The organism is Pseudomonas sp. Sample_24 (assembly GCF_004307605.1).
In the GTDB taxonomy this organism is placed as follows: domain Bacteria; phylum Pseudomonadota; class Gammaproteobacteria; order Pseudomonadales; family Pseudomonadaceae; genus Aquipseudomonas.
This window is the reverse complement of record NZ_RCNW01000272.1, coordinates 20,369-40,596: the sequence shown is the minus strand read 5'-3', so window position 1 is coordinate 40,596 and position 20,228 is coordinate 20,369. Positions and strand designations below refer to the sequence as shown.

Annotated in this window: 21 protein-coding genes; 10 read left to right on the top strand and 11 right to left on the bottom strand. The window is 57.8% G+C overall.

Going from position 1 to position 20,228, the window contains the following annotated elements:
* Positions 1-3 precede the first annotated feature (3 nt).
* Positions 4-1,056: an AI-2E family transporter gene (locus D8V06_RS15090; RefSeq protein WP_130904799.1), complete on the top strand. Its 1,053-nt coding sequence runs from the start codon at positions 4-6 to the stop codon at positions 1,054-1,056.
* Positions 1,057-1,192: 136 nt separating this feature from the next.
* Here D8V06_RS15090 and D8V06_RS15085 read toward each other — a convergent pair whose 3' ends face one another.
* Positions 1,193-2,509, bottom strand: coding sequence for a putative porin (locus D8V06_RS15085; protein WP_056853104.1), 1,317 nt, complete (start codon positions 2,507-2,509; stop codon positions 1,193-1,195).
* 282 nt (positions 2,510-2,791) lie between these two features.
* On the opposite strand from D8V06_RS15085, the gene D8V06_RS15080 reads away from it, so the two are divergent.
* Positions 2,792-3,916: a GNAT family N-acetyltransferase gene (locus D8V06_RS15080; protein WP_056853103.1), complete on the top strand. Its 1,125-nt coding sequence runs from the start codon at positions 2,792-2,794 to the stop codon at positions 3,914-3,916.
* A 140-nt stretch (positions 3,917-4,056) separates the two neighbouring features.
* On the opposite strand, the gene D8V06_RS15075 is transcribed toward D8V06_RS15080, so the two are convergent.
* The 4 genes from D8V06_RS15075 to D8V06_RS15060 all read right to left on the bottom strand — a co-directional run bounded on the left by D8V06_RS15075 (position 4,057) and on the right by D8V06_RS15060 (position 8,284).
* Positions 4,057-5,889: an ABC transporter ATP-binding protein gene (locus D8V06_RS15075; RefSeq protein WP_130904798.1), complete on the bottom strand. Its 1,833-nt coding sequence runs from the start codon at positions 5,887-5,889 to the stop codon at positions 4,057-4,059.
* Between the two features lie 92 nt (positions 5,890-5,981).
* Positions 5,982-6,539, bottom strand: coding sequence for a peptidylprolyl isomerase (locus tag D8V06_RS15070; RefSeq protein WP_056853101.1), 558 nt, complete (start codon positions 6,537-6,539; stop codon positions 5,982-5,984).
* Positions 6,540-6,542: 3 nt separating this feature from the next.
* Positions 6,543-7,346, bottom strand: coding sequence for an alpha/beta hydrolase (locus D8V06_RS15065; RefSeq protein WP_056853100.1), 804 nt, complete (start codon positions 7,344-7,346; stop codon positions 6,543-6,545).
* Positions 7,347-7,360: 14 nt separating this feature from the next.
* Entirely contained in the window at positions 7,361-8,284 is a 924-nt protein-coding gene (locus tag D8V06_RS15060; RefSeq protein WP_056853099.1) for a LysR family transcriptional regulator, read from the bottom strand.
* Between the two features lie 50 nt (positions 8,285-8,334).
* Between D8V06_RS15060 and D8V06_RS15055 the strand changes: the two genes are divergently transcribed.
* The 4 genes from D8V06_RS15055 (at position 8,335) to D8V06_RS15040 (ending at position 11,053) form a co-directional block, all read left to right on the top strand.
* Complete coding sequence (locus D8V06_RS15055; protein WP_056853098.1) at positions 8,335-8,664, top strand: hypothetical protein; 330 nt, start codon at positions 8,335-8,337, stop codon at positions 8,662-8,664.
* Between the two features lie 150 nt (positions 8,665-8,814).
* On the top strand, positions 8,815-9,414 hold the full coding sequence (locus D8V06_RS15050; RefSeq protein WP_056853097.1) for an FMN-dependent NADH-azoreductase: 600 nt from the start codon (positions 8,815-8,817) through the stop codon (positions 9,412-9,414).
* Between the two features lie 263 nt (positions 9,415-9,677).
* Positions 9,678-10,556 (top strand): carboxylate/amino acid/amine transporter, encoded by an 879-nt coding sequence (locus D8V06_RS15045; protein ID WP_056853096.1) that lies wholly within the window; start codon positions 9,678-9,680, stop codon positions 10,554-10,556.
* Positions 10,553-11,053 (top strand): MepB family protein, encoded by a 501-nt coding sequence (locus tag D8V06_RS15040; protein WP_056853095.1) that lies wholly within the window; start codon positions 10,553-10,555, stop codon positions 11,051-11,053. Before D8V06_RS15045 ends, D8V06_RS15040 begins: the two co-directional genes overlap by 4 nt.
* Positions 11,054-11,074: 21 nt before the next feature.
* Here the strand turns inward: D8V06_RS15040 and D8V06_RS15035 are convergent, their stop codons facing one another.
* Positions 11,075-12,373, bottom strand: a complete 1,299-nt coding sequence (locus D8V06_RS15035) for a mechanosensitive ion channel family protein (protein WP_056853094.1) — start codon at positions 12,371-12,373, stop codon at positions 11,075-11,077.
* Positions 12,374-12,565: 192 nt separating this feature from the next.
* Here D8V06_RS15035 and D8V06_RS15030 point away from each other — a divergent pair, with 192 nt between their 5' ends.
* Complete coding sequence (locus D8V06_RS15030; protein WP_056853093.1) at positions 12,566-13,906, top strand: DEAD/DEAH box helicase; 1,341 nt, start codon at positions 12,566-12,568, stop codon at positions 13,904-13,906.
* Between the two features lie 165 nt (positions 13,907-14,071).
* Here D8V06_RS15030 and D8V06_RS15025 read toward each other — a convergent pair whose 3' ends face one another.
* Together D8V06_RS15025 and D8V06_RS15020 are read right to left on the bottom strand one after the other, a co-directional pair.
* Positions 14,072-14,347, bottom strand: coding sequence for a hypothetical protein (locus tag D8V06_RS15025; protein ID WP_056853092.1), 276 nt, complete (start codon positions 14,345-14,347; stop codon positions 14,072-14,074).
* A gap of 69 nt (positions 14,348-14,416) precedes the next feature.
* Entirely contained in the window at positions 14,417-15,148 is a 732-nt protein-coding gene (locus tag D8V06_RS15020) for a thioredoxin family protein (protein ID WP_056853091.1), read from the bottom strand.
* 172 nt (positions 15,149-15,320) lie between these two features.
* On the opposite strand from D8V06_RS15020, the gene D8V06_RS15015 reads away from it, so the two are divergent.
* Positions 15,321-15,710, top strand: a complete 390-nt coding sequence (locus D8V06_RS15015) for a hypothetical protein (RefSeq protein ID WP_056853090.1) — start codon at positions 15,321-15,323, stop codon at positions 15,708-15,710.
* Between the two features lie 121 nt (positions 15,711-15,831).
* Here D8V06_RS15015 and D8V06_RS15010 read toward each other — a convergent pair whose 3' ends face one another.
* The 3 genes from D8V06_RS15010 to D8V06_RS15000 form a co-directional block, all read right to left on the bottom strand.
* Positions 15,832-16,701, bottom strand: a complete 870-nt coding sequence (locus D8V06_RS15010; RefSeq protein WP_056853089.1) for a DUF6279 family lipoprotein — start codon at positions 16,699-16,701, stop codon at positions 15,832-15,834.
* Between the two features lie 77 nt (positions 16,702-16,778).
* Positions 16,779-17,501: a TorF family putative porin gene (locus tag D8V06_RS15005; RefSeq protein ID WP_056853088.1), complete on the bottom strand. Its 723-nt coding sequence runs from the start codon at positions 17,499-17,501 to the stop codon at positions 16,779-16,781.
* 207 nt (positions 17,502-17,708) lie between these two features.
* Positions 17,709-17,897: a hypothetical protein gene (locus D8V06_RS15000; protein ID WP_017337097.1), complete on the bottom strand. Its 189-nt coding sequence runs from the start codon at positions 17,895-17,897 to the stop codon at positions 17,709-17,711.
* A gap of 348 nt (positions 17,898-18,245) precedes the next feature.
* Here D8V06_RS15000 and D8V06_RS14995 point away from each other — a divergent pair, with 348 nt between their 5' ends.
* A complete protein-coding gene (locus D8V06_RS14995; protein ID WP_130908030.1) occupies positions 18,246-19,082 on the top strand; it encodes a S1-like domain-containing RNA-binding protein in 837 nt (278 codons plus the stop codon).
* Positions 19,083-19,232: 150 nt separating this feature from the next.
* Entirely contained in the window at positions 19,233-20,165 is a 933-nt protein-coding gene (locus D8V06_RS14990; protein WP_130908029.1) for a DMT family transporter, read from the top strand.
* Positions 20,166-20,228 lie beyond the last annotated feature (63 nt).

Below are 20,228 nucleotides of genomic sequence, written 5' to 3'. Positions count from 1 at the left end.
TAGATGATCAATAATGATCGGCTGTTGGTGCAGATCCTGCTCCTGGTGCTGTTTGGCGCGAGCTTTTGGGTGATGGCACCGTTCTGGTCAGCGTTGTTCTGGGGGGCGGTGCTGGCGTTTGCCAGTTGGCCACTGATGCGCTTGCTGACCCGTTGGCTAAATGGTCGCGAATCCCTGGCGGCGGCGCTGTTGACCGTGGGCTGGATGGTGCTGGTGGCAGCGCCTCTGGTCTGGCTGGGCTTCAACCTGGCGGACCATGTGCGCGACGCCACGGCGTTCATCAAGGATGTGCAGGTCGATGGTCTGCCGCAAGCGCCGGACTGGCTGGGCAGCATTCCGCTGGTGGGTGAGCGACTGCTGGGAATCTGGAACAGTGTCGATCAGCAGGGCGCGGCCATGATGGTGTCGCTCAAACCCTACTTCGGTCAGGTCGGTAACTGGCTGCTGGCGCGCAGTGCGCAGATTGGTGGCGGCATTCTCGAACTGACTTTGAGCATTGTTTTCGTGTTCTTTTTCTATCGCGACGGTCCGCGGCTGGCGGCGTTTGTCCATGGCTTGCTGGAGCGCCTGATCGGTAAACGGGCCGGGTACTACATCGAATTGGTGGCGGGCACGGTGCAGCGGGTAGTGAACGGCGTGATCGGTACGGCAGCGGCCCAGGCCGTCCTGGCGCTGGTCGGCTTCCTGATTGCCGGTGTGCCGGGGGCTTTGGTGCTCGGCATCGTAACGTTCATGCTTAGCCTGATTCCCATGGGGCCACCGCTGGTGTGGATTCCAGCTACCGCCTGGCTGGCATGGAGAGGTGACTACGGGATGGCAATATTCCTCGGCATCTGGGGCACATTCATCATCAGTGGCGTGGACAACGTGCTCAAACCGTACCTGATCAGCCGCGGCGGAAACCTGCCGCTGGTGATTGTGTTGCTGGGCGTGTTTGGCGGGTTGATTGCGTTTGGCTTCATCGGGCTGTTCATCGGTCCGACGTTGCTGGCAGTGGCGTACAGCCTGTTGAACGACTGGAGCAAAAGCCATTCGCGGGTGGGAGATCGTCGTTGATTGCACAAGGCAGGCTGCAAGGTCGGTAAAACAGACTCGCGTTGGTCCGGCGCACGGATGATGGGGACCGTCGGGCCAACGCCAGGCTGTAAAGCGTGACTCGGGCTTCCCTGCCCGAGTCGTGTAGCGGGGTGAATCAGAACTTCGCTTCAGCATCCAGTTGCAGGGTGTTGATGTCGGAGTCTTTGAGCGTGGCGTTGGTGTAGTCAGAGTTGGCCATGAAGTACGTCGCGCCGAGGTTGAAGTTCTTGTCCAGCTCGTAGCTCACTTTCAACTTGCTGCCGCGCGAACCGGTGAAGCCGTTGGCGAAGTCGGAGTCAGTGAACGCGCCAACCACAGCGTTACGCTGCACGTCGCGGTAGTTGTAGTCGATGGCGAAACCGTAGACCTTGGTCTTCAAACCGGCCAGCCAGGCGGTATCCTGATCGTTGCTGGCATCGTCGTTGTTGACGTACTGGCCGTACAGCGAGAGCGGCATTGGCAGGCCGCCGATGTCGAGCTGACCGAAACCTTCGAACAGCTTGAATTGTTCGTTCGGGCTGTTGCCGTTGATGGCCAATGCGGCCGGGATCGAGGTGCCGCCGGGGATGATGTCGTCGTCGTTGTCGTAGCCGTAGACGCTGCCACCCAGGGTCAGCTTAAGGTTGTCGGTGATGCCGAAGCGTGCACCCAACTGGCCCGCGTACAGGCGCAGGTCGTGTTTGAACTGCACGCCGTCGCCATCGACGTTGTCCTTGAGGGTGTAGTGACCGGCGCTACCGAACAGCTCGGTACTGCCGCTCAGCGGGTACTTGTACGACACCGACAGGCCTTCCGGGCTGATGTCGCTATCCCAAATCACGTCGCCCATGCTGACCCATTGTTGTGGCATCTTGCCGCCCACCAGGTGCAGGTTCTTGATCGCGTCGGGGTGGTAGTCGACGTAACCCTGATCCAGCCAGATCTGCTTCTTGTCAAAGTAGTTGTCCAGGCTCTGGTTGGTAGAACGCGCGTCGTCGTTGTTGCCGGTGGCGATTCGGATACCGGTGTCGACTTGCGGGTTGATTTCGGTATAGGCACCCAGGCGGGCACGAATGCGCTGACGATCCTGGTCTTTGTTGTTCGACACGCCATCGTTGTGCACGTTTTCCTGGCGGAAACGCACATCGCCCTTGAACTGGGTCTTGGCAGCCCACGCCAGTTTCTGGTCGAAGGTGCTCAGTTCGTTGGTTTTCTTCGCGGTCGCTGCGATCTGCTCGTTAGTCTCCTGTTGAGCCTGGCGGGCGATTTGCTGTTCTTTCTGATCCCGGGCCAGCTCGGCTTGCAGTTCACTGTACTGCGCGTTGGTAATCGAACCGTTTGCCTTGAGCATGTCGAGCAGTTTGGCGTCGACTGCGGCGCTGGCCGGAACACTCATGGCCAGCAACAGACCGCCACACAGGGCTGCCGCAGTTTTCGTGGAAGCAAGACGCATATCAATCTCCGAAGATGAGAGTGGATGGCTGAGCCATCCAGGGCACAACCGACCATTGATGGACGGAAAACAGTGGCCGGGTTAGAACCCGACGCTCTAAAAACAGGCGCCAGTATCGCGATGGTTTATTACAAGGAAGTGGCAATGTGATGGCATGTCGATGACGATGCCGAGTCGTCGCGAACTCTTGATTTAGAGCGCTGTCGTCGAATTGATCGTGTGCAACGGATGGCGATGGGCGATACTCGCAAAGCTTCATGCCATCGATGAGAGAGATGTGTAATGCCGTTGCAGCGCCTGCAAAGTCTGTCTGAAATCACTGCGCAAACATGGGATGCGTTGGTACCCGAGACACAACCATTTTTGTCTCACGCGTTCCTGAGCGCATTGGAGGACAGCGGCAGCGTCGGACCTCACTCCGGTTGGCAACCCGAGCATTTGCTGCACACCGAAGGTGATCGACTGATCGCCGCATTGCCCAGCTACCGCAAGTGGCATTCCTACGGCGAGTACGTGTTCGATCACGCCTGGGCCGATGCCTGCGAGCGCGCGGGCATCGATTACTACCCGAAGCTTTTGACCGCAGTGCCTTTCAGTCCAGTCAGCGGGCCGCGTTTGTTGGCGGCCACAGTGGAGGACGGTTCCGAATTGCTGAAAAGCCTGCCGGGTTATCTGGAGATCGAACAACTCTTGAGCGCCCACATCAATTTCACAGACCCGTTCACTGACGCCGCGCTGGCCGAGCAGCCGGGCTGGCTGCAACGTGTCGGCTGCCAGTATCACTGGCAAAACCGCGGCTACCGGGACTTCCAGGATTTTCTCGATGTACTGAGTTCACGCAAGCGCAAACAGATGCGTAAAGAGCGGGAACAGGTGGCGGGGCAGGGTTTCGATTTCGAGTGGCTCGAAGGTCGTGAGTTGAGTCAGGTGCAGTGGGATTTTGTCTACGCCTGCTACGCCAACACCTACGCAGTGCGTCGGCAACGGCCCTACCTGACGCGAGCGTTTTTCAGCCTGTTGGCCGAACGCATGCCGCAATCGATCCGCGTCGTTTTTGCCAAACAAGGTTCACGGCCGGTAGCCATGGCTTTCAGCCTGGTGGGGGGCGACAGTTTTTACGGCCGTTATTGGGGATGCCTGGCAGAGTTCGATCGCCTGCATTTCGAGACCTGTTTCTATCAGGGCATGGACTACGCAATCGCCAACGGCTTTCAACGCTTCGATGCGGGTGCTCAAGGCGAGCACAAATTGATTCGCGGGTTCGAACCGGTGATTACCCATTCCTGGCATTACCTGCGCCATCCAGGCCTGAAAGCGGCGGTTAAAGACTTTCTGCAACAGGAGCGGCTGGGGGTGTTGGCGTATGCCGAAGAAGCGCGGACAGCCTTGCCTTACCGGCAGGCGTAATTGGCAAGGAGTCTTTGTGGGAGCTGGCTTGCCAGCGATAGCGGAATATCAGTCAACATCAATGTTGAATGTGAATCCGTCATCGCGGGCAAGTCGAATCGTCGCACCGTCGCTCCCACAGGGGTCAGGGTGATCTGAAGTTAATCGATCCCGACAAACCCACCCGTCTGATGCTGCCACAGCCGCGCATACAACCCACCCAATGCCAGCAATTCGGCATGGCTGCCGGTTTCGGCAATCTTGCCGTTTTCCAGCACCACCAGGCGGTCCATGCGGGCAATGGTCGAGAGCCGGTGCGCGATGGCAATGACGGTTTTGCCCTGCATCAGGGTCTCGAGGCTTTCCTGGATTGCCGCTTCGACTTCCGAGTCCAGTGCCGATGTGGCTTCGTCCATGATCAGAATCGGCGCGTCCTTGAGCAGCACGCGAGCGATGGCGATGCGCTGACGCTGGCCACCGGAGAGTTTCACACCGCGTTCACCGACGTGGGCATCGAAACCGACACGGCCTTCAGCGTCCGAAAGCATTGGGATAAAACCGTCGGCCCGGGCCTTGTGCACCGCTTCCCAGAGTTCGCTATCGGTGGCGTCGGGTTTTCCGTAAAGCAGATTGTCGCGGATCGAACGGTGCAGTAACGACGTGTCCTGGGTGATCATGCCGATGCGTTCACGCAGGCTTTCCTGACTGACATCGGCGATGTTCTGGCCATCGATGAGAATCCTCCCGCCTTCCACGTCATAGAGACGCAGCAGCAGGTTGACCAACGTTGATTTGCCGGCACCGGACGGACCGATCAGGCCGATCTTCTCGCCGGGTTTGATCGTCAGGTTGAGCCCACCGATGATCCCGCTCTGTTTGCCGTAGTGGAAATCCACGTCTTCGAAACGCACTTCGCCACGGGCCACGGCCAGGGGTTTGGCCTGGTCTCGGTCGGTGACGCTGACCGGTTGCGAGATGCTCTGCAGGCCGTCCTGAACCATGCCGATGTTTTCGAAGATGCCGGTGACCACCCACATGATCCAGCCGGACATGTTGACGATGCGGATCACCAGCCCGGTGGCCAGGGCGATGGCGCCCACGCTGATCAGCGACTGCGTCCAAAGCCACAGGGCCAGGCCGGTGGTACCGACGATCAACAGGCCGTTCATGCTGGTGATCACCACGTCCATACTGGTGACGACGCGGCCGGCCAGTTGGGCCTTTTCGGTTTGTTCCTTGATCGCTTCGCGAGCGTATTGCTGTTCGAAGTTGGTATGGGCAAACAGCTTCAGGGTGGTGATGTTGGTGTAGCCGTCGACGATCCGCCCCATCAGTTTGGAGCGCGCATCGGAGGACACCACCGAGCGTTCCTTGACTCGCGGTACGAAGTAATACAGTGCACTGATGAACGCCACGATCCACGTCAGCAGCGGGATCATCAGGCGCCAGTCGGCTTCGGCAAACAGCACCAGCGAGCTGATCGCGTAGATCAGCACATGCCACAGGGCGTCCACCGCTTGTACCGCTGAATCGCGCAAGGAGTTGCCGGTTTGCATGATGCGCTGGGCGATACGGCCGGCGAAGTCATTCTGGAAAAAATTCAGGCTCTGCTTGAGCACATAGCTGTGGTTTTGCCAGCGAATCAGGCTGGTCATGCTCGGGCTCAAGGTCTGGTGCACCAGCAGATCATGCAGGCCGACGAAAATCGGCCGCAGGACGAGCGCCACCACCACCATCCAGGCCAGTTCAAGGCCGTGTACCTTGAAAAAGTCAGCGTTGGGTGTGCCTTGGGCCAGGTCGATGATGCGGCTCAGATAGCTGAACAGCGCGACTTCGATCAGCGCGCCGAACAGGCCGACGATCAACAGGGCGACGAAACTTGGCCAGACCTGTTTGAGGTAATAGGTATAGAAGGGCAGGACGCGATCCGGCGGAGCGGCCGAAGGGGCGTCGCGGAAGATGTCGATCAGTTTTTCAAAACGGCGATAAAGCATCGGTGTTTACCCGTTAACGGGCTCTCCTTTGAACGGATTGAGCGTTGCCGACAGAGCCGGCAACCGCTCGGACATCCTTGTCCAGCTTGGTTTCAGTCGATGCGCTTGGCCGACTTGATGAACACCGGATCTGCCGGTACGTCTTTCATGCCGCTGCGAACGGTGGTAGGCGAGTTGACGATGATGTCGACCACATCCATGCCTTTGACGACTTTGCCGAACACCGCGTAGCCGTCGCCCTGGTCGAGGAAGTCGTTGTCCTTGACGTTGATGAAGAACTGGCTGGTGGCAGAGTCCGGCACCGAGGTACGGGCCATGGACAAGGTGCCACGCACGTTGACCAGGCCGTTGTTGTGCTCGTTCTTGATCGGCGCCTTGGTTTCTTTTTGTTGCATTTGCTGGGTGAAACCGCCGCCCTGGACCATGAAGCCCGGAATCACACGGTGGAAAATCGTGTTGTTGTAGAAGCCGCTGTCAACGTACTCAAGAAAGTTCTTGGTACTGATCGGAGCCTTGACCGGGTCCAGTTCGATTTCGATCTGGCCGTTGGTGGTTTCCAGCAGAACATGCGGCGCCTTGGCAGGCGTTGCGGCCATAAGGTTGGCGGCAAACAGAACGGAACCAGCGGCGAGGACGATTTTTTTCAGCATGGGTCAGAGATCCTGATTGGTGGTGTCGACTGCGGTGAGAAATTCGAGCAGTGTCTGGTTGAAGCGTTCGGGTTGATCCATCGGAGTGGCATGACGCGAATCGGCGATCACTGCCAGCCGCGCATCAGGCAACAGTTTTACGTAGTTTTCCTTCAACGCGACCGGAGTGTAGTCACGGTCGGCGCTGATGATGAGGGTTGGACAGGACACCTTCGACAAGCGTTCCTGAACACCCCAACCGACAATGGCATCGAAGCTGGCGAGATAAGCATGTTTGTCGTTTTTTGCCCAGCGCTCAGCCATCTTTTGTCGTAAATCTGCCTGCTCGGGTTTGGGGAACAGCTTGCCGCCCAAGGCCTTGCCGATGGTGCGCAGACTGAGCACGCGCATCAGGCTCCAGCGTTTGAACCATTGCCAATAGTCGTCACGGCTGCGTAATTTGACCTCCGGCGCGCTGTTGACGATGCACAGGCTTTTAAGCAGTTGTGGCTGATCGACCCCGAGTTGAAAGCCGATCATGCCCCCCATGGAAAGTCCGACATAATGTGTCGGACCCAGCTTCAGATGCTCCATCAGCGCGATCAGGTCGGCGCTGAAGCCGGCAATGCTGTAACGCTCGCGGGGTTTGTCGGAGCGACCGTGGCCGCGTACATCCGGGACGATCACCCGATAGCGTGCAGCCAGCGCGGGTATCTGTTTTTCCCAGTCCAGCGTGCTGGAACCCAGCCCGTGGACCAGCAGCAACGGCGTGCCGTGACCATATTCCTCATAGTGCAGGTTGCATCCTTCATGTTCGAAATAGGCCATGCATACACTCCGTGTCAGGCTTGTTCGGGGGCGGCGAACGGTGCGTCCAGTGGTGCAGTGTCGAAGGTGCGCAGCAATTCGACGAGAATCTGTGTGGCTGGCCCGAGGGGTTTGTCTTTGTTCGAATACAGATAGAAGCTCGGGTTACGGCTGCCGCCCTGATCCAAAGGTAGCAGCTTGAGCGTGCCTTCCTTGAGTTCTCGTTCGATCATGTGCCTGGGCAACCAGGCGAACCCCAGGCCGCTGCCGACGAATGTCGCGGCGGTGGCCAGGCTGCCGACCGTCCAGCGCTGTTCGGCGCCGAGCCAGCCGACGTCCCGTGGTTGCTGGCGACCGGAGTCCCGGATGACCACTTGCATGTGGCTTTCCAGATCCTGGAAGCTCAGTTCGCGGTTAAGGCGATGCAGGGAATGTTCCGGGTGGGCGACCGCGACGAATTCGACGTCGCTTAATTCCGCACCCAGGTAGCCCGGAATGCTGAACCCGGTGATCGCCAGGTCGGCGACGCCTTCGAGCAGGACTTCCTCCACACCTGATAGCACCTCTTCGCGCAATCGCACCCGGCAACCTCGGCTTTGCGGCATGAAGGCGGTCAACGCGCGGACGAGGCGAGCGCTCGGATAGGCGGCGTCGACCACCAGGCGCACTTCGGCTTCCCAGCCTTGCTCCATATGGTGAGCCAGGTCTTCGAGCTGACTGGCCTGTTTCACCAGTTGCCGGGACCGTCGCAACAGCACGCCGCCGGCTTCGGTCAGCACTGCTTTGCGCCCGTCGATGCGCAGCAATGGCACGCCAAGCTGATCCTGCATCCGCGCTACGGTGTAGCTGACGGAGGATTGCGAGCGATGCAGCGCTTCGGCGGCCTGGGCGAAACCACCGTGGTCGACCACGGCTTGAAGTGTTCGCCATTGATCAAGGGTCACGCGGGGCGCTTTCATGATGTGCTCCTCTTGTCCTAAGCTGGGCAGTTCTTATTGGAGACTGCTCAATGAAAAAAATGTGTTGTCTGGTATCAGGTTGCGTACTGCTGAGCCTGTTGCCGCTGACTGCGTCTGCTTACCCGATCGATGTGAAAAAAGACCTCAATGGCCTGAAGATCGATTACGAAACCTTCGACACCGATAGCGATATCGGCTCCATTCGGGTGGCCAACTATGGCGATGTCGATGCCAGCTGCAAGGCGGTTTTCAGCAACGGCCCGGAAGCTCCACGCACCCGAAAGATCGATGTACCGGCTGGCAAACACAAAAACGTCACCGCCAAGTTCAGCCGCAACATCATCAAACTGCGCATCGAGCTGAGCTGCACCCCGAAATGACACCGAACGGAGCAAACCTGACGGGCATGCTCCGCTTATAAACGAATTTATTGATGGGTTATAGCAATTATTTGCGCTTTTTCATCGATATGACTCTGTTTAACCTTCACTCCATCGACTTACAGCATTCTCAGATGGAGCCTACATCCCATGTCCCGCGTTCTGATCATCGAAAGCAGTGCCCGTCAGCAAGACTCGGTTTCCCGTCAACTGACCCAGACGTTCATCAAACAATGGCAAGCCGCTCATCCGCAGGATCAGATCACGGTTCGTGACCTTGCCGTCAACCCGGTACCGCATCTGGACATCAACCTGCTGGGTGGCTGGATGAAGCCCGCTGAACAACGCAGCGACATCGAACAGGTTTCGCTGGAGCGGTCTAACCAGCTGACAGACGAATTGCTGGCCGCAGACGTACTGGTGATGGCCGCGCCGATGTACAACTTTGCAATTCCCAGCACCCTCAAAGCCTGGCTGGACCATGTGCTGCGCGCCGGCGTCACCTTCAAATACACAGAAACCGGGCCTCAAGGTCTGCTCAGCGGCAAGCGCGCTTATGTGCTGACGGCGCGCGGCGGTATCTATGCCGGCAGCACGGCGGATCACCAGGAACCGTACCTGCGTCAGGTCATGGGCTTCATCGGTATCCACGATGTGACATTCATCCATGCCGAAGGCATGAACCTGGGTGGCGACTTCCAGGAGAAAGGCCTGAACCAGGCCAATGCCAAGCTATCGCAAGTGGCCTGACCTGTTAATCGCCAGATAATCGCTCGATGGTCTAGTGACCTGGCGCAACCCTTCAAGCCTGTACGCGCATCGAACCTCCCTTTGCACTTATTGCTCCTGAGTGCCGTAGCCCGATTGAACGCTTTAGCGAGATCGGGCTTTTTTTTGCCTGCGATTTGATGGGGTGGCATAAAAGCCCGCTTCCACAGGTTTTTGTATTGTTTGACTGGTCGCGATCATTGGCAAAACCCGCTATCGTCGCCGCCATTCGAAACGAGGCGAGCATGGGCTATCTACTTTTTGTCACGCTGATCCAGGCGTTTTCCTTCAGTTTGATCGGTGAGTACCTGGCCGGTCATGTCGACAGTTACTTCGCGGTGCTCGTGCGCGTGCTGCTGGCGGGGCTGGTGTTCATTCCGTTGACGCGCTGGCGTTCGGTGGAACCGGCGTTCATGCGCGGCATGCTGCTGATCGGCGCGTTGCAGTTTGGTGTGACCTACGTCTGCCTGTATCTGAGCTTTCGCGTGCTGACGGTGCCGGAAGTGTTGCTGTTCACCATCCTCACGCCCTTGCACGTGACCCTGATCGAAGATGCCCTGAACCGTCGCTTCAATCCGTGGGCCTTGATCGCGGCCCTGGTGGCGGTCGCGGGCGCCGCGGTGATTCGCTTCGACCGGATCAATCCCGACTTCTTCATGGGGTTCCTGCTGCTGCAGCTGGCCAACTTCACCTATGCCGCCGGGCAGGTGCTCTATAAGCATCTGGTCGCACGACACCCGAGTGATCTGCCGCATTATCGGCGCTTCGGCTACTTCTACCTCGGGGCACTGGCCGTGGCGTTGCCGGCGTTCCTGCTGTTCGGCAAACAGAATTTCCTACCCGAAGCACCGTTGCAATGGGCTGTGTTGTTGTTCCTCGGCCTGGTCTCGACCGCATTGGGGCTGTACTGGTGGAACAAGGGCGCTTGCCTGGTCAATGGCGGGACGCTGGCAGTGATGAACAACCTGCATGTGCCGGTGGGGTTGCTGATCAATCTGCTGATCTGGAATCAGCATGAGCAGCTGGGGCGGTTGTTGCTCGGTGGCTCTGTGATTTTGATGGCGGTCTGGATCAGCCGGTTGGGCGTCAGGCGAGAAGTGTTGCCGTTGCGGAGTCGGACATGAAGGGCTTGATCGCCGCCATTGAGCAGATCTACAAGCGCGCAGGTTTGGCGTTGACGGATGAAGCGCGGCGCGAGGAGGAAAGTGCCGAGTATGGCGCCTTCCGTTTCGGCCTCGATGGCCAGGCGATCGTCTTCCGGGTGGCGAAAACCACGCCGACCAAGATTGGCCAGTTCGTCACGTTGTGGAAACGGCCAACGCCGACCAGCGAGATTGCACCACTCGATCGCGACGATGGTATCGCCTTTGTGGTGGTGAGCGTTGGCGATGAAACCCATGACGGCCAGTTTGTGTTTGACCGGGAGATATTGGCTGCCAAAGGTGTCATGTCGATTGCCGGCGAAGGCGGTAAGCGAGCGATTCGCGTGTATCCGCCGTGGTCCCGGCCCGTCGCCCGGCAAGCTATCAAGACGCAGCAGTGGCAGCTGAAGTATTTCCTCGCTATTGACCCGAGCGGAAATGCCGACCCCGTGGATGTGCGGCGACTCTTCAAAACCTAGCCACTTGACCTGTTGAACCCCTTACATACGGTTTTTTTCCGGCTCGGGAATGTGGCTTGAACCCAGCAGGGCCGGCAACAACCCGGCCCGCAAGTCGCCGCCACTGGGCTGCTGATAAAGGCTCAAGCCAAACTCCGGCAGCACCGCCAGCAAGTAGTCGAAGATATCCCCCTGGATCCGCTCGTAATCGGCCCACGCCGTGGTTCGGGTAAAGCAATAGATTTCCAGCGGAATGCCCTGTGCCGTGGTCTGCATCTGCCGGACCATGCAGGTCATGTTCGGCTGGATCTGCGCGTGGCTTTTCAGATAGGCCAGTGCATAGGCGCGGAACGTGCCGATGTTGGTCATGCGTCGGCGGTTGGCCGACATGGCGGCGAGGTTGCCTTGGGCTTCATTCCACGCTTTGAGTTCGGCCTGCTTGCGGGACATGTAGTCGGTCAGCAGATGCACCTGCGCCAGTTTCTGCTCTTCTTCATCACGCAAAAAACGCACACCGCTGGCGTCGATGAACAGACTGCGCTTGATCCGGCGGCCGCCAGAAGCCTGCATGCCGCGCCAGTTCTTGAACGATTCGGACATCAGGCGCCAGGTCGGGATCGAGACGATGGTCTTGTCGAAGTTCTGCACCTTGACCGTATGCAGCGTAATGTCCACCACATCGCCATCGGCGCCGACCTGTGGCATCTCGATCCAGTCACCCACCCGCAGCATGTCATTGCTGGTGAGCTGCACACTGGCGACGAATGACAGCAGCGTGTCCTTGTAGACCAACAGGATCACCGCCGACATGGCACCCAAGCCTGACAGCAGCAACAGCGGTGAGCGATCGATCAGCGTAGCGACGATGATGATCGCGCCAAATACGTACAAGACCATTTTCGTCAGTTGCACATAACCCTTGATCGAGCGGGTGCGGGCGTGTTCGGTGCGGGCGTAGATGTCCAGCAAGGCATTGAGCAGCGCGCTGATCGCCAGGATCAGGAACAGCACGGTGAATGCCAGCGCCACATTGCCGAGGAAAATCATCGCGGTTTTACTCAGTTCCGGCACCAAGTGCAGGCCGAACTGGACTACCAACGACGGCGTCATCTGCGCCAGGCGTTGAAACACCTTGTTGTGACGAAAGTCGTTGATCCAGTGCAACGCAGGCTGGCGGCCAAGCATTCGGCTGGCATGCAGGATCAGGTAGCGCGCCACTCGTCCGAGCAGCAGCGCTATGACCAGCAGCATCGCCAGCGCAAGGCCGGCATGCACGACGGGATGTTGATCGAGTGCACCCCAAAGGTCTTGGGCGTTGAGCCAGAGCTGTTTGATATCCATGGGTAAAAACGATTCTTCTGTGAGACGCGACGGGCGATTAGAGCATTTAAGACGCTTTGTATTACCTTCGGAGACAAATCAGGCAACAAAAAAGCCACTGTTTACTGTCGTTTGCATAAAGAAACTCGGCCTCGGCGCTCGAAACCGTTACCCTATGCAGCTGATTTTTTGTATTTCTTCGAGGTAGCACCCGTGTTTTCCCAATTCGCCCTGCACGAACGCCTGCTCAAAGCCGTGGCCGAGCTGAAATTTGTCGAGCCAACGCCTGTGCAAGCAGCGGCCATTCCGCTGGCGCTCCAAGGGCGTGACCTGCGGGTGACAGCGCAAACCGGTAGCGGCAAGACCGCTGCGTTCGTTTTGCCGATCCTCAACCGCCTGATCGGGCCGGCCAAGATCCGCGTCAGCATCAAGACCCTGATCCTGCTGCCAACCCGTGAACTGGCCCAGCAGACCCTGAAAGAAGTTGAACGCTTCTCGCAGTTCACTTTCATCAAATCCGGCCTGATCACCGGCGGTGAAGACTTCAAGGTCCAGGCCGCCATGCTGCGCAAGGTGCCGGACATCCTGATCGGTACGCCCGGGCGGATGATCGAGCAATTGAACGCCGGTAACCTCGACTTGAAAGAAGTTGAAGTGCTGGTGCTCGACGAAGCCGATCGCATGCTCGATATGGGCTTCGCCGATGACGTGCAGCGTCTGGTCGATGAGTGCACCAACCGTCAGCAGACCATGCTGTTCTCCGCTACCACGGGTGGCTCCGGTCTGCGCGAGATGATCGCCAAGGTCCTGAACAATCCTGAGCACCTGCAGCTCAACGCGGTCAGCCAGCTGAACGAAACCACCCGTCAGCAAATCATCACCGCTGACCACAACCAGCACAAAGAACAGATCGTCAACTGGTTGCTCGCCAACGAGACCTACCAGAAGGCCATCGTGTTCACCAATACCCGGGCGATGGCCGACCGTATCTATGGTCGTCTGGTGGCTCAGGAATACAAAGCGTTCGTGCTGCACGGCGAGAAAGACCAGAAAGATCGCAAACTGGCGATCGACCGGCTGAAGCAGGGTGGGGTGAAAATCCTCGTGGCGACCGACGTCGCCGCTCGCGGTCTCGACGTGGACGGCCTGGATCTGGTGATCAACTTCGATATGCCGCGCAGCGGCGACGAATATGTACACCGCATCGGTCGTACCGGCCGCGCTGGCAACGATGGCCTGGCCATCTCGCTGATCTGCCACGGCGACTGGAACCTGATGTCGAGCATCGAGCGCTACCTCAAGCAGAGCTTCGAGCGCCGCACCATCAAGGAAGTCAAAGGCACCTACGGCGGACCGAAAAAGGTCAAGGCTTCGGGCAAGGCCGTCGGCGTGAAGAAGAAAAAGACCGACGCCAAGGGCGACAAGAAGAAAACCGCCGCCAAGACCCCGACCAAACGCAAGAGCGTCAATCGCCCGAAAAGCGATTCGCTGGTGAGCAAGGACGGTATGGCCCCGCTGAAACGTCGCAAGCCGGAAGCACCGGCGGCTGAATAAAGCGCCGTAGCGTTCTGGAAATACCCGGACAAAGTCCTGATTCTCTTCACCTAAGGACGAACATTGTACTTGTGGCGAGGGAGTTAGCTCCCTCGCCACAGGTTGCTGACGTTCTCTTACGTGAACAGCATCAAGGGCAAAGCCCGGGTTTTTTTATGTCTGTTTTCAGCTGTCGGCCTTCTTCTCTGCCGTTCCCAGCTCTTTCAAACGCTGATCGATCAACTGGCACTTGTCCGGCAGGTCTTTCGCAGCCGTTCCCAGGTCCATTTTTTGCAGCTCATCGTTGATTTCCTTGGCCTTGGCCGGGTTCTGTTCGGTGAGCCTGGTGACTTCCTTGGCCAGTTGTTCGCGTTTGGCTGTGGCCTCTTCGGGCGTACAGGCCCAGGCAGGCAGTGCGCAAGCGAGGGTGGCGGCGAGGGTGAGCTTGAGCAGGTTTTTCATGTGTCAGGCCTCAGTTCCGGTTAAGGCGGGTTAACCGGTTGAGGCCTCAAGCATGGAAAAAGTTCAGATTCACCCATGGCAGCAAGTTGCCGGCGCATTATCGTCATATTTATCGTGATGCTTCACCCACTCCATGATCTCCTCTTCATTTCGCCCCTTGGGCGTCAAATCCAGGTAGTTGTAGGCACCCACCAGCATGTCCAGGCCTCGGGCATAGGTTGAGTAGGTGTGAAAAATTTCGCCATCCTCGTTGCGATAAAACACGCTGAGGCCCGGAAGTTCTTCCTCGGAGCCGTCAGTTTTTTCGTAGTTGTAGGTGGCCTTGCCGGCGGCGACATCTTCAGCTCTGGCCGAGACGCCAAAGTCGTAGTTGAAGTCGCAGCCCTCTGACGAGACCCAGTCAAACTTCCACCCCATGCGTCGCTTGAATGCCTGGAATTCGGCGAAAGGTGCGTGGGAAACCGCCACCACTGCAACGTCATGGTGGGCCAGGTGCTGATTGGCGCCATCGATGTGGTCGGAAAGAAACGAACAACCGGGGCAACCTTCGTCCCAGCCCTCGGCGAACATGAAATGGTAAATGATCAACTGACTGCGGCCGCCAAACAGGTCGGCGAGCTTCAATTCGCCGTTCGGACCTTGAAAGTGGTAGTCCTTGTCGATTTTCACCCAAGGCAAGGCGCGGCGTTCGGCGCTGAGTTTATCCCGTTCCTTGGTGAAGGCTTTTTCGTGGGCCAGGTGTTGCTTGCGGGCGGCGAGCCATTCTTCCCGCGACACGACGGGATGGTTCTGAACGTTCATTGTTTTTTCTCCTGCGTGGGGCTGGGAGTGACTTACACAGCCTAGTCGTTTGGCATGCCTGGAATTCGACATGCCGCCGGTCGGTCGGGCTGAAAAATCCAGGGTGAACGGCCGCCCGGCCTGCCGGTCACACACTATGAAGCCCCCACTCACGGGCACCGGAGGTTGCAGGATGACGACTTATAACTGGGATTTGATCGAGCGCTTGCTGCACGAGGTGCAGCGCGGCGAAGCCAGCTTTACCCCACGGCCCTATGCCGAGCAATACGCAGCAGAAAAGGCGTCGGAGGGTGAACAGACAGAGAACCTTGACCATCTCAAAGCGGTGGCGGGCGAATATGAAAAGCTCCTGCTGGAGCGGGGCTACATCGAACCTCGGCCTGAGGAACAGGGCGGCACCGGTGCCAACTACATTCTGACGCCCCGGGGCTCGAGTTTATTGAGCCTGATCGACAGCAGCATTCCGGGCAATGAGCATCCTCGGCAAGTGCTCGATGAACAGGAAGATGCGCTGGATGAGCTGACGTTCGATGAGGTGGCGTCCAAGGCGCAGATTGCCTGATCTTCTGCGATAGCGTGTTGGAGTACGCTTGCTCGCGATAGCGGTGGAGAAGTCGATATTCGCGTCGACCGACCCACCGCTATCGCGAGCAGGCTCGCTCCTACAGTAAATAAGTGCTTTGTCAGTTTTGTTTTGCAGCTTTCAGGCACTTCAGATCACTGAAGTCTTTCTTCACGCCTTCAATCTTTGTCAGCAGCCGTTGACGTTGTTCCGGCGTGCTTTCTGCCATCAGGTCGACAAACAGCGAACGCGCTTGCGCTTCGGTTTTGGCAAAGGCCTGCCGATAAGCCGGTGTCCACAGGCGTTCTCGGTCGACCAGAAGCGTCTCGATTCGCTGTGGGAATTCTGGGCTCTGACGTTGGGCTACCGCTGCGCTGAATTGCTTTTGCCAGTGAGCACGGTTGGCAATCCACTCCGTATTCTGGTCGCCCAAGGCATTCGACCACGCCGCTACTCGTTGCCGCTGGGCCTGACTGAGTGGTCCGAGCCAGTCATTCAGGCGCTTTTCCATGCGTTCGCCGCGATCCTTGATCTGCTGATCAAGGGAGGGGTTTAGGTATTTCTCCTGACGTTTGCGCTGGTCTTTGGCGAACGCCTCGTTCATCTCTGCCACCTGTTTGTCATCCAGCCCCCGCAGCAACTGGACCGCTGACGGAGTGATTTCCCGCGCGGTTTCGGCGATCGCCTGCTTGGCTTCGGTGGCGCGGTCCTGCAGTGCGGCATCGGTGACCTGATTGCTGGCGACCATGTTTTGCAAGCGGTCCAGCCAGTCAAGGTAGCCGGGCATTTGCGTGGAGCAGTGCCAACTCAAATGTTCCTTGAGGCGCTCGTTAAACCAGCCTTTCTGCTCGCCGTTCATGTCCAGGTAATCGCTGAGCGTCCAGGGAATGATCACATCGAGGTTGCGATAGGCCAGGCCCATGCGACTGCACGCGCCCAGGGTCAGGCTGCAGATGAGTGCACAGGCGATGTATTTTAACCAGCGAGACATGGGCGAATCCTTGCGAAGGCCTGGCTTCGGAATCTGATTCTCATGTGAACGCAAGAGGAGGCCGGCAGTTCAGCCGATCAATAGAAGCTGCGTTCGGCCTTGAGTGTGACAAGTCCGTCACACTGGTTGTTGTGCCCGGAATAGGCTGAACAAGTGCTGCCGCTGAGGCTGGAATCACTGTAGATCAGGTCAAGGTCGATTCCCATGAAGGGGCGGGACAACTTCACCGACCAATCAGTGAAACTGCCTACGTAACCACCGTCCACAGCCACCGGAGTATTCAACTGGTGGGTGGTGTATTTCATACTGATCCCGATGCCGAAGGGCTCATTGCCGCTGAGATTGGCGAACAGGGTGCTGTTCTGTTTGTCCGGGTCGTTGCTCAACGCAACGCCGAAACGGCTGCCCAGCAAGGTCAAGCCTGCGAACAGTTCCTGACTGTCGAGGGTTTCCACTTCGGGATAGCTGTAATGAATGATGCCCACTTCGTAACCGAGCGTTTGGTCGAAGGGCTGTTTAAAGCCTGCGTAGGAATCGATTTCGAGATTTTTCCCGGGACTGATTCCCATGCTGGGTGACCATTGGCCGAAGTAGAAACCGCTGTCATGGGTCAGGTCCAGGCCACCATGGAATGAACCGACGGCGGAAGGTTTGACCAGACCCTGGGCCATGCTGCGAGCTGGGTTGGTACCGAGTTTCAGGTCGAAATCGCCCAGCTCGCGCTGAAAAACCTGACCTTGGGCAACGGAGCACGCCAGTAGACCGCCGAGTAGTAAGCAAAGGCAGGAGAGTTTTTGCATGCGTCACTCCATGAACAGCGAGTGCAGGCGGTTTGGCCTGCTGAAACGCTTGATCTAGACGCGTGCAAGGATACCGGCGAATGACAGGCATCGAGGGCCGTTCGTCGATTTTTACGAGATTGGTGATGTTGGGGGGAGGCTATTGCAGAGTTCCAGTCCAGACGCTTCGAAGCTCAAAGCGCCCAGGGACCAGGTAAGGCGTGGTTTTTACTTTTTGCCCAGCGTGATCTGCTTGGACGGGCCGAACGTCTGGCCGCTTACGCCTTTGGCAATTTGCTGGATTTCACCGCCGGATTTGAGGAATGCAGCGATCTGGTTATTGATCGATTCGCTGGTTTCGACGGCTGGAGCTGGCTTTGCTTTGCTGTTGGATGCTTTTACGCGCATGGCGGCCATTAACCTGTAGAAAATTAACTTGGCCAGGCATCGTACAGGAAATGCCTGCAATTTGCTTGGCAAATATCCCCTGAAGCATTCGATGTACAGGAAAAATAAACGGCGGTTAATTGTTGGAGTTTTTTCCTAAGTCGCTGTTTTAAATAAAAACAGCTCTCGAAAAAGGCGTTTTATGCGCTGCTTGGGGCGCCATGAAAGTGGACAGATCGATCAGACGAGCGGCCAGCGGTCGTGGCCGAACCCAGAAAAATTGCGGCCTTCAGAGGTTTTTCTCCCACCACCGGACCGCCCACCGAACGCGGCCCGCAAAACCGGGTAGAATGCCGCCACGTAATGAGGGTATTGGACATGGCTTTAGTCGGGCGTTACAACAGTTTGCAAGTGGTTAAACACACTAACTTCGGTTTATATCTGGACGGTGGTGCGGACGGCGAAATTCTTTTGCCGAATCGTTATATTCCAAAAGATGTTCCAAGCGAAGATGAAGACTGGCTCAACGTATTTGTATATTTGGACAGCGATGACAAACTCATCGCAACAACTGAAAAGCCGAAAGTTCAAGTCGGTGAATTCGCCAGTTTGAAAGTTGTTGAAGTCAACAGCATTGGGGTGTTCCTGGATTGGGGCTTGCCGAAGGATCTGTTGCTGCCGTACTCGGAAGAAAAGCGTCAGATGTCAGCGGGTGAATACGCCGTGGTGCACGTCTATCTCGACAAGCACACTCGCCGCATCACCGCGACGGCGCGTCTGGACCGCTACCTGGACAAAACTCCGGCCAACTACACGCCCGGCCAGGAAGTTGATCTGCTGGTTGCCGAAGCCACGGACATGGGCTTCAAGGCAATCATCAACAACAAGCACTGGGGCCTGATCCACAAGAACGAAATCTTCAAGTTCATGCGCGCCGGCAAAGAAGAGAAGGGCTTCATCAAGGAAGTTCGTGCCGATGGCAAGATCAGTCTGAGCCTGCAACCGGTTGGCCAGGAAGCGGCGACCAGCCTGAACTCGAAGATCCTCGCCAAGTTGCGTGAGAACAACGGCACTTTGCCAGTCAGCGACAAAAGCGACCCAACCGTTATCAGCAGCATGTTCGGTGTCAGCAAAGGCAACTTCAAGAAGGCCATTGGTGCGTTGTACAAGAACGGCCAGATCGTCATTCATGCCGATCGTATTGAGCTGAGCTGATTGCTGCTTGTAGTCAACACTTCAGGGTGTTGCCTGCGAGGTCACCCTACAGCCTGAAATCCGCCCCGGCACCGCTTGGCCAACAAGCAGGCCGGGGCTTTGCTTTAACTGTCGAGCCACCGCCATGTTTTGTGATGTCGAGGTTTCAAGGTGAGCGCCACCCGGCGCAGCGCCGATGGATTTGCCCTGCAGGTGATGCTGGGGTTGTGCCTGGTCTGGGGTGTTCAGCAGGTGATGATCAAGTGGGCGGCACCCGACATCGCGCCGGTCATGCAGGCGGCAGGGCGGTCGGGCATGTCTGCATTGCTCGTAGGACTGTTGATCTGCTGGAAGGGCGGTTGGGACCAGGTCGGCTCCACGTGGCGCGGCGGGCTGTTGGCCGGTGCCTTGTTTGGCCTGGAGTTTTTCTTCATCTCGGAAGGCCTGCAACTGACCACTGCAGCGCACATGTCGGTGTTTCTTTATACCGCGCCGATCTTCACGGCGTTGGGCGTGCATTGGTTATTGCCCAGTGAGCGTTTACGGCCGGTGCAATGGCTGGGGATTATTCTGGCATTCATCGGGATCGGCACCGCGTTTGCCGGTGGGGTTTCGTGGGATAACCTCGATCGCCGCATGCTGCTCGGTGACGCGCTGGGCGTACTGGCCGGTGCGGCCTGGGGCGCGACGACAGTAGTGGTGAGGGCTTCGCGGCTGTCTGAGGCGCCCGTGACACTGACGTTGTTCTATCAATTGGTAGTCGGGTTTGTCGGCCTGCTTTTGATCGCGCTGCTCAGCGGTCAAATCACCCATGTCAGCCTGACTACCGTGGCGGTCACCAGCGTGCTGTTCCAAGGTGTGGTGGTGTCGTTCTTCAGCTATCTGATCTGGTTCTGGCTGCTGCGCCGTTATCTGGCGGCAAACCTGGCGGTGTTTTCGTTCATGACGCCGCTGTTCGGTGTCACGTTCGGCGTGTTGCTCTTGGGCGAAGAGCTGAGCCTGAACTTCGTGATTGGCGCGGTCCTGGTGTTGTTGGGCATCACCTTCGTCAGCGCTGAGCAGTGGGTTCGCCGCCGACTGCGCAGGGTGCTGGGTCAAAGCTGAGCGAAGAAGACAGGCAACCGTCAGGCCGGGATTGATTGACTTTCTTCATGGATGAACAATAGT

Coding starts and splice junctions, on each gene's coding strand:
- D8V06_RS15090 (WP_130904799.1), top strand. CDS start 4: ATGATCAATAATGATCGGCTGTTGGTGCAGATCCTGCTCCTGGTGCTG.
- D8V06_RS15085 (WP_056853104.1), bottom strand. CDS start 2,509: ATGCGTCTTGCTTCCACGAAAACTGCGGCAGCCCTGTGTGGCGGTCTG.
- D8V06_RS15080 (WP_056853103.1), top strand. CDS start 2,792: ATGCCGTTGCAGCGCCTGCAAAGTCTGTCTGAAATCACTGCGCAAACA.
- D8V06_RS15075 (WP_130904798.1), bottom strand. CDS start 5,889: ATGCTTTATCGCCGTTTTGAAAAACTGATCGACATCTTCCGCGACGCC.
- D8V06_RS15070 (WP_056853101.1), bottom strand. CDS start 6,539: ATGCTGAAAAAAATCGTCCTCGCCGCTGGTTCCGTTCTGTTTGCCGCC.
- D8V06_RS15065 (WP_056853100.1), bottom strand. CDS start 7,346: ATGGCCTATTTCGAACATGAAGGATGCAACCTGCACTATGAGGAATAT.
- D8V06_RS15060 (WP_056853099.1), bottom strand. CDS start 8,284: ATGAAAGCGCCCCGCGTGACCCTTGATCAATGGCGAACACTTCAAGCC.
- D8V06_RS15055 (WP_056853098.1), top strand. CDS start 8,335: ATGAAAAAAATGTGTTGTCTGGTATCAGGTTGCGTACTGCTGAGCCTG.
- D8V06_RS15050 (WP_056853097.1), top strand. CDS start 8,815: ATGTCCCGCGTTCTGATCATCGAAAGCAGTGCCCGTCAGCAAGACTCG.
- D8V06_RS15045 (WP_056853096.1), top strand. CDS start 9,678: ATGGGCTATCTACTTTTTGTCACGCTGATCCAGGCGTTTTCCTTCAGT.
- D8V06_RS15040 (WP_056853095.1), top strand. CDS start 10,553: ATGAAGGGCTTGATCGCCGCCATTGAGCAGATCTACAAGCGCGCAGGT.
- D8V06_RS15035 (WP_056853094.1), bottom strand. CDS start 12,373: ATGGATATCAAACAGCTCTGGCTCAACGCCCAAGACCTTTGGGGTGCA.
- D8V06_RS15025 (WP_056853092.1), bottom strand. CDS start 14,347: ATGAAAAACCTGCTCAAGCTCACCCTCGCCGCCACCCTCGCTTGCGCA.
- D8V06_RS15020 (WP_056853091.1), bottom strand. CDS start 15,148: ATGAACGTTCAGAACCATCCCGTCGTGTCGCGGGAAGAATGGCTCGCC.
- D8V06_RS15015 (WP_056853090.1), top strand. CDS start 15,321: ATGACGACTTATAACTGGGATTTGATCGAGCGCTTGCTGCACGAGGTG.
- D8V06_RS15010 (WP_056853089.1), bottom strand. CDS start 16,701: ATGTCTCGCTGGTTAAAATACATCGCCTGTGCACTCATCTGCAGCCTG.
- D8V06_RS15005 (WP_056853088.1), bottom strand. CDS start 17,501: ATGCAAAAACTCTCCTGCCTTTGCTTACTACTCGGCGGTCTACTGGCG.
- D8V06_RS15000 (WP_017337097.1), bottom strand. CDS start 17,897: ATGGCCGCCATGCGCGTAAAAGCATCCAACAGCAAAGCAAAGCCAGCT.
- D8V06_RS14995 (WP_130908030.1), top strand. CDS start 18,246: ATGGCTTTAGTCGGGCGTTACAACAGTTTGCAAGTGGTTAAACACACT.